This window comes from Streptomyces sp. DF42, assembly GCF_058267695.1.
Map to the genome: position 1 here is coordinate 8,481,827 of NZ_CM177859.1, position 12,463 is coordinate 8,494,289.

Sequence of the window (12,463 nt, forward strand, 5' to 3'; positions counted from 1 at the left end):
CTCGCCTCCGAACCAGTCGCCGTCGCGCTCAGCGCCGGGCATATTCGCGGAAGCCACGGCCTGTCTTGCGGCCGAGGCAGCCCGCGGCCACCAGGTGCTCCAGGAGCGGCGCGGGCGCCAGGCCCGGATCGCGGAACTCGCGGTGCAGGACCTTCTCGATCGCGAGGGAGACGTCGAGCCCGACGACGTCCAGGAGCTCGAAGGGGCCCATCGGGTAACCGCCGCCCAGCTTCATCGCCGCGTCAATGTCGTCAAGAGATGCATAGTGTTCCTGCACCATCTTGATCGCGTTGTTGAGGTACGGGAAAAGCAGGGCGTTCACGATGAAGCCCGCACGGTCTCCACAGTCGACCGCGTGCTTCTTGATCCGTCCACACACCTCGCGGACCGTCGAGTGGACGTCGTCGGCGGTCAACACCGTACGGACGACCTCGACCAGCTTCATCGCCGGCGCCGGGTTGAAGAAGTGCATGCCGATCACGTCCTGCGGACGCGAGGTGGCGCGGGCGCAGGCGACGACGGGCAGCGAGGAGGTCGTGGTGGCCAGGACGGCGCCCGGCTTGCAGACCTTGTCCAGCGTCGCGAACAGCTGCTGCTTGATCTCCAGGTCCTCGGCCACCGCCTCGACGGCCAGGTCGACCTCGGCGAAGGACTCGTAGGAACCGGCCGCGGTGATCCGGTCCAGGGTCTGCGCGGCGGCCTCGGCGGTCATCCGCCCCTTGTCGACGGAGCGCGAGAGCGACTTGCCGATACGGGCCTTGGCGACCTGTGCCTTCTCCTCGCTGCGCGCGGCGAGGACGACCTCGTACCCGGCCTTGGCGAAGACCTCGGCGATACCGGACGCCATGGTGCCGGAGCCGGCGACACCGACCGAGCGGACCTCGCGGCCCGGGGTGAGTGCGTCGCCCTCCGGAGGCGTCAGCGCGTCCCGCACGACGGTGGCGCTGCCCGGAGCCTCGTACGTGTAGAAGCCGCGGCCCGACTTACGGCCCGTCAGGCCCGCCTCGCTGAGCTGCTTGAGGATCGGGGCGGGGGCGTGCAGCCGGTCGTGGGACTCGGCGTACATGGCCTCCAGGACCGTACGGGCCGTGTCGATGCCGATCAGGTCGAGCAGGGCGAGGGGGCCCATCGGCAGACCGCAGCCGAGCCGCATCGCGGCGTCGATGTCCTCGCGGGAGGCGTACTTGGCCTCGTACATCGCCGCGGCCTGGTTGAGGTAGCCGAACAGCAGCCCGTCGGCGACGAATCCGGGCCGGTCGCCGACCGCGACGGGCTCCTTGCCGAGGTCCAGGGCGAGGTTGGTGACGGCGGTGACGGCCGTCGGCGCGGTCAGCACGGACGAGACGACCTCGACGAGCTTCATCGCCGGGGCCGGGTTGAAGAAGTGCAGGCCGAGCACGCGCTCCGGGCGGGCCGAGTCGGCGGCCAGGCGGGTCACGGACAGGGCGTTGGTGCCGGTCGCCAGGATCGTCTCCGGGCGCACGATGCCGTCGAGTTCGCGGAAGATCTGGTGCTTGATCTCGTACGACTCCGGAGCCACCTCGATGACGAGGTCGGCGTCGGCCGCGTCCCGCAGGTCGGTGGAGGTGCGGACGCGGGCGAGGGCGTCGGCGCGCTCCTGCTCGGTGAGCCGGCCCCGCTCCACTGCTCGGGCGGTGGCGGCCTCCAGGGTGGCGAGCGCCTTGGCGGTCGCGGCTTCGCTGACGTCGATGCCGACGACCTTGAGGCCGGCCTTGGCGAGGACCTCGGTGATACCGGTGCCCATGGTGCCGAGGCCGACGACGGCAACGGTCGTGAGCGTGGAGGAAGAGGTGTGGGACAGGGGAGTGGCCATCGCGGGACTCCAGGAATGAGGGTGACGACTGGGAGCGCGCCCGGGTGCGCCGAGACAGGCCCGTCGAAGCCGGACCATGGCGCACCGGGTGCGTGAATGAGTGCGGGTGTTGCCGGGCTGCATGCGCACACGCCCGGTGCCGTCGCCATGGGCGTGCACACGCCTTGGGCGAACGGTGGAGATGTGGAGATCCGACCGGCCCTGTCCCGTGGCCGGGTCGTGCTGCGGTACGTGAGGTACCGAACCGACTGCTCTCACAACGGCTGCGTCACCAGGCCGTCGTCAGCAGGTGTGCGAGTGGGTAACTCGCTCTTCTGAGCTTAACCGGCGGGTAACGAGCGCGCTAGTCCTTGTCCTTGTAAGTGTTTGTGATGTACGTCCCGAGAGGTCGACGGCCCCTCTAATCTCGGTGACATGGACGAAGAGTTGCGATCACTCACGGAGCGTTTACGTACGGAGTCGGGAACGGCCGCCGCGTACGACCGTCTCGTGGCGACCGGGGATCCCGACGAGCTGGCACGGGTGCTCACCGAACCCGGGCAGCCGATGTGGGCCAGGGAGCTGGCCGCGTTCCGGCTGGGGCTCGCGGGCGACCGGCGTGCCTTCGAGTCCCTCGTCCTGTTCCTCAACCACCGTGATCCACAGCGCTGCGCCTCCGCCGCGTACGCCCTCGCCCGCCTCGACGACCCGCGCACCGCCCGCGCGGCCGCCGCCCTCGCCACCAACGAACTCCGTGTCGCCTACGCCCTCCACCCGGTGCGGCTCCTGGCCGAGTTGCGCGCCCCCGAGTCCGTGCCGGCGCTGATCACCACCCTGGAGCGGAGACTGCGCCCGCACGACCCGTACCGGCGCGTGGCCCTCGCCTGCGTGGAGGGGCTCGGCAGCCTGGAGGACTCCCGCGCCCAGCCCGTACTCAACGAGGCCCTGGCCCACCCCGCACTGGCGGAGGCGGCGGTACGGGCGCTGGCGCGGATCCCGAAGCAGAGGTGACGCATGCCGCCGGCGGGGTGCCCGGCCCGTTGAGCGCAGACGTCAGCGCGTCAACTCCCGCACGTACCGCACCTCGGGCACCATGACGCCGTCCACCTCGAAGGGTTCCTCCGTGCCGTCCGCGCGGAACCCCGACCGTTCGTAGAAGTGGCGGGCTCGCACGTTCTCCTCGAGGACCCAGAGGTACACGCGCGGGTGCCCGGCGGCCGTGCACCGTCGTAGCGACTCCTCGATCAGGGCCTGCCCCGCTCGCGCGCCGTATCGGTCCGGATCCACGTAGATCGCGTACAACTCGGCGTCCTCGGTGTGCACTTCGCCGTCCCGGTACGGGCCGTGGCAGGCCCAGCCGATGATCTCGCCGTCCGTCACGGCGACCAGGTTCACCACGGTGCCGCCGCTTCCCGCGCCCTCCAGGAAACGGGTGCGGCGACGCTCGGCGTCCTCCGGCACGCTCATCGCGTCGAGGTACGACTGCGGGACCAGCCCCCGGTACGCGCTCTGCCAGCCGCCGACGCGGATCTCGGCCACGCGGTCGCAGTCGGCGAGCGTCATCTCCCGGATCTGCGGACCGCTCATCCGCCCACGACCGCGAACGCCTCGATCTCCATCAGGAACTCGGGCCGGACCAGCGCGGCGACCTGCACGGCCGAGGAGGCGGGGAGGCGGTCGTCGCGCAGATGGATGGTGCGGGCCGTGCGGATGGCGGGCAGGTGGGCCATGTCCGTGACGAAATAGGTGAGTTTGACGACGTCGTCGAAGCCCGCGCCGGCGGCGGCCAGGCAGCGGCGGAGGTTCTCGAAGACCTGGCGGGCCTGGGCCTCGGGGTCGCCCTCGCCGACGATCCTGCCGCCCTCGTCCAGCGCGAGCTGGCCGGCGATCGCGACGAAACGGCCGGTGCCCATGACGACGTGGCTGTACTGGGCGGCGGGAAAGACCCCGTCGGGGGCGGGAATCCTGGTCAGCTCACTCATGCGTCCATCGTGGACCATGGGTGTGACAACGCCCCCGACGGGACCTCTGCCCGGCAGGTGCGTCAGCCGCGGAAGCCCAGGATGCCGTGCAGCTCCGAGCCGCCGGCGGACTTCGATGCCGCCTTCGTGCTCAGCGGTGTGGGATCGGGCACCTTGGGGCAGACCGCGTCGACCTTGCCGCCGCCGCGCGGCACCGTGCCGGTGGACAGGTAGTTCGCGAGGTACTTGTCCAGGCAGGCGTTCCCGCTCAGCGTGATGCCGTGGTTCCCGCCGCCCTGCTCGACCACGAGGCTCGACCGGGCCAGCAGGCGGTGGACCGTCACGCCGCCCTGGTACGGGGTGGCCGCGTCGTTGGTCGCCTGGAACAGCAGCGTCGGCGGCAGCTTGTCGTTGGCGATGTGCACCGGCTTCAGTGTGTCCGTCGGCCAGTAGGCACACGGCGCGTTGTACCAGGCGTTGTTCCACGCCATGAACGGCGCCTTGTCGTACACCGCCCAGTTGTCCTTGCGCCACTGGTTCCAGTCGCGCGGCCAGGAGGCGTCACGGCACTGCACCGAGGTGTAGACGCTGTAGCCGTTGTCCCCGGACGCGTCGACGGCCGCGAAGTTCTCGTAGGTCTCGACCAGCGGGTCGGGGTTCTTGTCGTTCACGTACGCCGCGAACGCCTCGGCCAGGTAGGGCCAGTAGCCGTTGTAGTAACCGCCGGGGATGAAGGTGTCCTCCAGTTCGGAGGCTCCCACCTTGCCGCCGGCCGGCTTCTTGGCGAGCGCCGCCCGCATCGCGTACCACTTGGCCGCGATCCTGGCCGGGTCGGTGCCGAGCCTGTACGTCGAGTTGTACTTGGCGATCCAGGCCATCAGGGCCTTCTGGCGGGCGTCGAAGGCGTAGTCCTGCCCGATGTTGTCGTCGTACCACACGCCGGTGGGGTCGACGATCGAGTCCAGGACCAGGCGCTTCACGCGCTGCGGGAAGAGCTTGGCGTAGACGGCGCCGAGGTAGGTGCCGTACGAGTAGCCGAAGTAGCTGGTCCTCTCGGCGCCCAGGGCCGCACGGATGGAGTCCAAGTCCTGCACGGCCTGGATCGTGTTGATGTACGGCAGCAGTCGCGCGTACTTCTGGCCGCAGGCGGCGGCGAAGGACTGGGCGCGCCGGAGGTTGGCCTTCTCGATGGCCGGCGTGCTCGGCACGGAGTCGGGGCGCACCGGGTTGAAGTGGCCCGGCCTGCAGTCGAGGGCGGGTGAGCTCTTGCCCACCCCGCGCGGGTCGAAGCCGATGACGTCGTACTGGGCCGCGACCGTCTTGGGCAGCGAGGACGCGACGAATCCGGCGAGCGTGAGGCCGCTGCCACCCGGACCACCGGGATTGACCAGCAGGGGTCCCTGGCTCTTCGTCGCGGTGTGCTGCACCCGCGAGAGCGCGAGCGTGATCTGCCTCCCCTGCGGGTTCCGGTGGTCGAGCGGCACCTTGAGCGACGCGCACTGCAGCGCCGGATAGTTGCTGGTGGCGCAGTTCTTCCAGGTGAGTTTCGCGGCGGGGACTGCGTGCGGGGTCTGTGCGGTGTTCGCGTCGGCGGGGAGGGCCGTGAAGGTCCCGGCCACGACGACAGCGGCGCCGCACAGCACGGCTGCGCGTTTTCTCATGGAGTCCTCCCAGGACGGAGGGTTTCGGGCCGCGAGTGTCACGGTCCTCGCCGCATCGTCCCGGGAAAGCAGCCCCGGAAGAACTCGTTCCGGCAAGACTTGACCCGATTGGGCTGCCGGATGCGCTCGTATGCTCTCAAATCAGCGAAAGTTGGGTTGATTTGGGCGTCGGCCGCTCGGGCGGCTCCGGCGGCCCGAGCCGGCGTGGCATCCCTGCGCGCGTGGGGCCGATCCCGTACTCCTGGGCCAGGTCGTGGACCTGACGGGTGATCCGGCGCTGGTACCACTTCGGGGCGTAGGCGCCGTCCGCGTACAGCCGCTCGTAGCGGCGCACCAGGTGCGGGTGGTGGTGGGCCAGCCAGGCCATGAACCACTCGCGGGCGCCGGGGCGCAGGTGCAGCACCAGCGGGGTGACGGAGGTGGCTCCGGCGGCCGCGATGGCCCGTACGGTGGCGCGCAGTTGGGTGGGCTGGTCGCTGAGGAACGGGATCACCGGGGCCATCAGGACCCCGCACCCGATGCCGTGCTCGGCGAGTGTGCGGACGACGTCCAGGCGGCGCGCGGGGGCGGGAGTGCCCGGTTCCACCGTGCGCCACAGCTCGGGGTCGGTGAAGCCGACCGACACGGAGATGCCGACGTCGGTCACCTGCGCCGACTGCACCAGAAGGTCGAGGTCGCGAAGGATCAGCGTGCCCTTCGTCAGGATCGAGAAGGGGTTCGCGTGGTCGCGCAGCGCGGCCAGGATGCCCGGCATCAGGCGGTAGCGGCCCTCGGCGCGCTGGTAGCAGTCGACGTTCGTGCCCATCGCGATGTGCTCGCCCTGCCAGCGGCGCGAGCCGAGCTGGCGGCTCAGCAGCTCCGGGGCGTTGACCTTGACCACGATCTGCGAGTCGAAGTCGATCCCCGCGTCGAGGTCCAGGTAGGTGTGCGTCTTGCGGGCGAAGCAGTACACGCACGCGTGCGAGCAGCCCCGATACGGGTTGACCGTCCACTCGAAGGGCATGCGCGAGGCGCCCGGCACCCGGTTGATGATGGAGCGGGCCCGCACCTCGTGGAAGGTGATCCCGCGGAATTCGGGCGTGTCGAAGGTACGGCTGACCACGGCGTCCGCGCCGAACAGTGCGGCGTCGGCCGCCCGGCTGTGGCCGCCGGACTCCAGTGTCAGGTTCTCCCAGCGCATGACGCCTCCTCGGTAGCCCTGCCCCCAGAGTGAAACACTTGTTCGAATACCTGTGCAAGTGCCGTTTCCGATCGCTTCGCCGCGCTGGGGGCCACCCCGATTTGGGTGGCCGTGGGCGGGGGTGGTTGGCTTGCCCCAACCCCGAGAACGCAAGTCCTGGAGGAACCCAATGGCGCAGGTCGAGGCCACTACCGAGCGGGTCGTCGCGGCAGACGCGGAGAAGGTGTTCGACGCCCTCGCCGACTACAGCGGCACGCGCGCGAAGCTGCTGCCCGAGCAGTTCAGCGAGTACGAGGTGCGCGAGGGCGGCGACGGCGAGGGCACCCTCGTCCACTGGAAGCTCCAGGCCACCAGCAAGCGGGTCCGCGACTGCCTCCTGGAGGTCGGCGAGCCCACCGACGGTGAGCTCGTCGAGAAGGACCGCAACTCCTCGATGGTCACCACCTGGCGGGTCACCCCGGCCGGCGAGGGCAGGTCCCGCGTCGTCGTGACCACCGTCTGGAACGGCGCGGGCGGCGTCGGCGGCTTCTTCGAGAAGACGTTCGCGCCCAAGGGGCTCGGCCGGATCTACGACGCCGTACTGGCCAGGCTCGCCACCGAGGTCGAGAAGTAAGTCCCCGGTGCGCGGGGGCTGTTGACCCCCCTCACCGGTTCGAGTGGATCTCCGTTCGCCGCGCAGGTCTGCCGTAACTCGTCGCGCTTGCCCGTGGTTGTCGCCTTAAGCGGGAATTGTGTGGCAGCGCGACGAGGGGAGCGATACGTGGGCGGGACCACTCTGACGCAGGGCGAACTGCAGGGTGAACTGCGGGACGAACCGGCCGTGGCGCCCCCGCCGTCCCCCGCCGCCGCTTCGGCCGGGCCGGCCGAACTGAGCCCGCGCCGGGTGCGGTTGGTCTTCCTCGGGCTGATGCTGGCGCTGCTGCTCGCCGCCCTGGAGCAGATGATCGTCGCCACCGCGCTCCCGAAGATCGTCGGCGAGCTGCACGGCCTGGACAGGATGTCCTGGGCGATCACCGCCTACCTGCTGACGGCCACCGTCGGACTCCCGGTCTACGGCAAGCTCGGCGACCTGCTCGGCCGCAAGGGCGTCTTCCAGTTCGCCATCGTCGTCTTCGTGATCGGCGCCGCGCTCGCGGGCCGGGCGCGGAGCATGGACCAGCTGATCGCCTTCCGCGCGGTCCAGGGCGTCGGCGCGGGCGGCCTCATGATCGGCGTGCAGGCGATCATCGCCGACATCGTGCCGCCCCGGCAGCGGGGTCGCTTCATGGGGCTGATCGGGGCCGCGTTCGGCCTCGCGTCCGTCGCCGGACCCCTGTTGGGCGGCTACTTCACGGACCACCTCTCCTGGCGCTGGTGCTTCTACTTCAACGTCCCCTTCGGCCTGCTCACCCTGGCCGTCGTCACCGTCGTGCTGAAGCTCCCGAAGCCGAAGGGCAAGCCGCGGTTCGACGTCCTGGGTGCCCTGCTGCTCGCCGCCGCCTCGACCTGCCTCGTCCTGCTGACCAGTTGGGGCGGCACCGAGTACGCGTGGGGCTCGCGGACGATCCTCTGCCTCGGCGCGGGCGCCGCGGCCGCCACCGTCCTCTTCGTCGTCGCCGAGCGCTTCGCCGCCGAACCCCTCATCCCGCTCAGGCTGTTCAGGGACTCCGTCTTCACCATCACCGGCCTGGTGGGGCTGGTGATCGGAGTCGCACTGTTCGGGGCCGCCAGCTATCTGCCGACCTTCCTGCAGATGGTCGACGGGGCCTCCGCCACCGAGTCGGGGCTGCTGATGCTGCCCATGATGGGCGGGATCGTCGGCGCCTCGATCGTCTCGGGACAGCTCATCAGCCACACCGGGCGCTACAAGCTCTATCCGGTCCTCGGCAGCGCCGTCTCCGTCCTCGGCATGGGGCTGCTGTCCCGCCTCCAGGTCGACACGCCCCGGCTGCAGTACAGCATCTGGATGGCCGTCCTCGGCGCCGGCATCGGCATGGTGATGCCGGTCCTGGTCCTCGCCGTGCAGAACTCCGTCCGCCCCGCCGACCTCGGCACTGCGACGAGCGCGAACAACTACTTCCGGCAGATCGGAGGAAGCGTCGGCGCCGCGATCTTCGGGACCCTCTTCGCCGACCGGCTCACCGACGCCCTCGCGAAACGGCTCCCCGCGCGCGCGGGTGCACAGCTGCCCGACCCGGAGTCGATCACCCCGCAGCTCGTCCACGCGCTGCCCGCGCCCCTGCGCGACGACTACATCCGGGCCTACGCCGACGCGATGCCCCGGATCTTCCTCTACCTCGTCCCGGTGCTCGCCGTCGGCCTGTTCATCGCCTGCTTCCTCAAGGAGAAACCACTGGTGTCCCACAGTGCCGCCGAAACGGAGTCCGCTCCCGTGAACACCCCCATCCCACAGGCCCGTTCGTCCTACGCCGCCGGAATCCCCGTCTGCGGCACCGTGCAGCACCCCGACGGGACCGTCGTCCCCCGCGCGGCGCTCACGCTCATCGACGTGGCCGGACAGCAGATCGGGCGGGGCGCGAGCGGCGAGGACGGGCGGTACGCGCTGTCCACGCCCGGCTCGGGCTCGTACGTCCTCATCGCCGCCGCGGCCGGCCACCAGCCGCAGGCCGTCTCCGTCACCGTCGGCGAGCGCCCCGTCGAGCTGGACGTCGTCCTCGGCGGCGCCGGACGCCTCGCCGGCCGCGTGCTCACCGCCGACGCCACTCCCGTACGGGACGCCATCGTCACCCTCACCAACGCGCACGGCGAGGTCATGGCCACCACCCGCAGCGGACGCGAGGGCGGCTACGTCATCACCGAGCTGGTGGCCGGCGAGTACACGCTCGCGGCCGGCGCCCCGGCGTTTCGCCCGGCCGCGCTCCCCGTCACCGTCCAGGCCTCCCGTGAGACCCGTCAGGACGTCGAACTCGCGGGCGGCGCCGTGCTGCGCGGCACCGTGCGGGCCGGCGGGGGCAGGCCCGTCGAGGACGCGCGCGTGACGCTGCTCGACGCGGCGGGCAACGTCGTGGACACGCTCACCACGGGACCCGACGGAACGTTCCGGTTCGTGGACCTGTCCTCCGGCGAGTACACCGTCATCGCCGCGGGCTACCCGCCCGTCGCCACCGTGCTCCAGGTGGCCGGAGGCGGACGGACCGAGCGGGATCTGCAGCTGGGCCACGAGGACTGACGGGGCCTCACACGCCCGGCGTGCGCTCCCGCGTGCAGGCGTCGTCCCCGCCGTATCGATTCCCGCATTGCCGCACATCACCGACGGCCGGAGCCGTACGGTGGAACAGGCGGCACAGATCTTGCGGAGCCGTGGGGAGAGAGGGCCCAGGCCATGGAACGTGGCACCGAGAGGGACGCACCTCCCAGCCCCGGAGCTGGGAGCGGCCAGGCGGCGGAGCACGCCGCGGCCGGCCGCATCCCGCTGGCCGTGGTCGTGGTGGACCGCGACGGCCTCGTCTCCCACTGGAGCAGGGGCGCGGGCCGTCTGTTCGGAGTACTCAAGGACGAGGCGATCGGGTGCTCGGCGGCCGACCTGCTGCCCGTCTCCGGCGCGCTGCCCGAGAACGAGGACATCACCCCCTACGGGGCGTACTCCGCGTACGACGGACTCGGCCCCGATCTCGAATCCTCCCTCGGCGGCAGGCTCTCCTACCCCGCCGCGGGCCGCGCCCGCCTCACCGTCCCCGGGCGAAGCGAGACGAGGGTCCCCGCGCCCGAAGGGTGGGGGAGTGACCGGGTGGACGTCCTGTGGTGGGCGTACCCCCTGGTGGGCCCGGGGCAGGAGCGGCTGCTCGTGCTCGCCGCCGACACCGCCGGGCTCCGCCTCGACGAACCCGACGGCAGCGGATCGGACCTGGCGTTCGAGCGGATCGCGCCCGGCTTCGCCCTGTACACCGACTTCCCCGGCGCCGAGCAGCTGGCCCGCCGGCTGCCCGAGATCCTGCCCAGCATGAGCGTCGACGAGAGCGCCCGTATCGTCGCCCAGGTCCTCGAACTGGGCTATCCCGTCCTCGAGTTCAGCCAGAACGACCGGGTGCCCGTCACCCCCGACTGGGGTGTCCCGCGCCACGCCGAGCGCACGGCTCGTCGCCGACGGGCCGCGCGGGCGGCGGCCGAGGGCCTGCCGGTGCCGCACGAACTCGCCGACGAACCCGAGGACCTCGAGTACGCCGCCGTACGCGAACACCTGGAGTTCCTCAACGAGGTCAGCGGGAAGATCGGCACCTCGCTCGACCTCTCCGCGACCATCGTCGAGGTCAGCAAGGCCGTCGTCCCGCGCTTCACGGACGTCGCCGGCACCTATCTGCGGGAACAGGTCGTCGCCGGTGAGGGGTTCCCCGACGGCGTTCCGGACACGACCACCATGTGGCACCGGGTCGCCCTGGAGCACACGGACGAACCCGGCCGCTGGGACGACGTCGTGCCGGTCGGCGAGGCCATGCCCTTCCCGGCCCACACCCCGTTCTTCCAGTGCATGACCAGTGGCGAACCCGTCCTCGTGCCGCGCATCAGCGTGGAGATGGGCCACGCCATCGCCTCGCAGTTCGAGAAGCGCGACATCCGGCCGCTGATCACCAACCGCTCCATGCTGATCGTGCCCCTGAAGGCACGCAACGTGGTGCTCGGGTTCATGATCCTGCTGCGCCACCCGGAGCGCGTCGAGTTCAACGACATGGACCGGGTGACCGGCGCCGAACTCGCCGCCCGCGCGGGCCTCGTCCTCGACAACGCGCGCATGTACACCTACCAGGAGAGCGTCGCCGAGACCCTCCAGGACAGCATGCTGCCGCACATCCCGCCGCGCATGGCGGGCTGCGACATCGCCACCCGCTATCTGCCCGGCACCCTGCTGGGCCGCGTCGGCGGCGACTGGTTCGACTCGGTGAAGCTGCCGGGCGCCCGCACCGCCCTCGTCGTCGGCGACGTCATGGGCCACGGCCTCAACTCGGCCGCCATGATGGGCCAGTTGCGGACGGCCGTACAGACCATGGCCGCGCTCGACCTGCCGCCCGCCCAGCTCCTGCGCAACCTCGACGACCTCGCCCAGCGCCTGGGCGACACCTACCTCGCCACATGCCTGTACGCCGTCTACGACCCGATCATGGGCGATCTGCACATCGCCAACGCCGGTCATATCCCGCCCGTGCTGGTCCGTGCCCAGGACGGCCGCAGCGAGCTGCTCGACCTGCCGACGGGCGCGCCGATCGGCGTCGGCGGGGTGCCGTTCGAGGCGGTACGCGTGCGCGTGCAGCCCGGCGACCGGATCGTGATGTGCACCGACGGACTGGTCGAGGTGCGCGGCGAGGACATCGGCGTCGGCCTGGCGACACTCAGCGAGTCCGCCGCCCACCCGGCCGCGTCCATGGACGACGCCTGCGACTCGATCATCCGCGCCCTCAACACACGGGGCGGCCGCAAGGACGACGTGGCCCTGCTGATGGCCCGGCTCAACGGCGTCGCGGTGGACGACGTCGCCGAGTGGCGCTTCGCCCTCGACCCGATCGAGGTCGGCCGCGCGCGTGCCGTCGTCCGCGAACAGCTCCATGACTGGGGGCTCGCGAAACTCGCCCACCCCGCCGAGCTGTTGGTCAGCGAACTCGTCACCAACGCCGTACGGCACTCCCACAGCCGGCCCGTCGACCTGCGGCTCGTGCGAGGCGACACCCTGCTGTGCGAGGTGGACGACGACGACCACGACCTGCCGACCCTGTGCAGCGCCGGTCCGGGAGACGAGTTCGGGCGCGGGTTGCGCGTGGTCAGTACCCTCGCCCGGGAGTGGGGCACCAGCCGCACGAAGGCGGGCAAGACCGTCTGGTTCGAACTGACTCTGCCGCCGCGGCGCTGAGGGCACGGCAGG

At 71.1% G+C, this 12,463-nt stretch carries 9 protein-coding genes; 4 read left to right on the plus strand and 5 right to left on the minus strand.

The window, feature by feature from the left end:
- Positions 1–28: 28 nt before the first annotated feature.
- A complete protein-coding gene (locus ACYUED_RS38990; RefSeq protein ID WP_491289130.1) occupies positions 29–1,834 on the minus strand; it encodes a 3-hydroxyacyl-CoA dehydrogenase family protein in 1,806 nt (601 codons plus the stop codon).
- 414 nt (positions 1,835–2,248) lie between these two features.
- Here ACYUED_RS38990 and ACYUED_RS38995 point away from each other — a divergent pair, with 414 nt between their 5' ends.
- Positions 2,249–2,824 (plus strand): adenylosuccinate lyase, encoded by a 576-nt coding sequence (locus ACYUED_RS38995; RefSeq protein WP_491289131.1) that lies wholly within the window; start codon positions 2,249–2,251, stop codon positions 2,822–2,824.
- A 42-nt stretch (positions 2,825–2,866) separates the two neighbouring features.
- Here ACYUED_RS38995 and ACYUED_RS39000 read toward each other — a convergent pair whose 3' ends face one another.
- The 4 genes from ACYUED_RS39000 to ACYUED_RS39015 all read right to left on the minus strand — a co-directional run bounded on the left by ACYUED_RS39000 (position 2,867) and on the right by ACYUED_RS39015 (position 6,615).
- Complete coding sequence (locus ACYUED_RS39000) at positions 2,867–3,400, minus strand: GNAT family N-acetyltransferase (protein ID WP_491289132.1); 534 nt, start codon at positions 3,398–3,400, stop codon at positions 2,867–2,869.
- Positions 3,397–3,795: a RidA family protein gene (locus ACYUED_RS39005; protein WP_491289133.1), complete on the minus strand. Its 399-nt coding sequence runs from the start codon at positions 3,793–3,795 to the stop codon at positions 3,397–3,399. The genes ACYUED_RS39000 and ACYUED_RS39005 overlap by 4 nt, the downstream gene beginning before the upstream one ends.
- Positions 3,796–3,857: 62 nt before the next feature.
- Positions 3,858–5,435, minus strand: a complete 1,578-nt coding sequence (locus tag ACYUED_RS39010) for an alpha/beta hydrolase (protein ID WP_491289134.1) — start codon at positions 5,433–5,435, stop codon at positions 3,858–3,860.
- 136 nt (positions 5,436–5,571) lie between these two features.
- Entirely contained in the window at positions 5,572–6,615 is a 1,044-nt protein-coding gene (locus tag ACYUED_RS39015; protein ID WP_491289135.1) for an Rv2578c family radical SAM protein, read from the minus strand.
- Between the two features lie 169 nt (positions 6,616–6,784).
- Between ACYUED_RS39015 and ACYUED_RS39020 the strand changes: the two genes are divergently transcribed.
- From ACYUED_RS39020 to ACYUED_RS39030, 3 genes are all read left to right on the plus strand, one after another.
- Entirely contained in the window at positions 6,785–7,228 is a 444-nt protein-coding gene (locus ACYUED_RS39020; RefSeq protein ID WP_491289136.1) for an SRPBCC family protein, read from the plus strand.
- A gap of 147 nt (positions 7,229–7,375) precedes the next feature.
- Complete coding sequence (locus tag ACYUED_RS39025; RefSeq protein WP_491289137.1) at positions 7,376–9,784, plus strand: MFS transporter; 2,409 nt, start codon at positions 7,376–7,378, stop codon at positions 9,782–9,784.
- Between the two features lie 153 nt (positions 9,785–9,937).
- Positions 9,938–12,451, plus strand: coding sequence for an ATP-binding SpoIIE family protein phosphatase (locus ACYUED_RS39030; RefSeq protein ID WP_491289138.1), 2,514 nt, complete (start codon positions 9,938–9,940; stop codon positions 12,449–12,451).
- Positions 12,452–12,463: the final 12 nt, after the last annotated feature.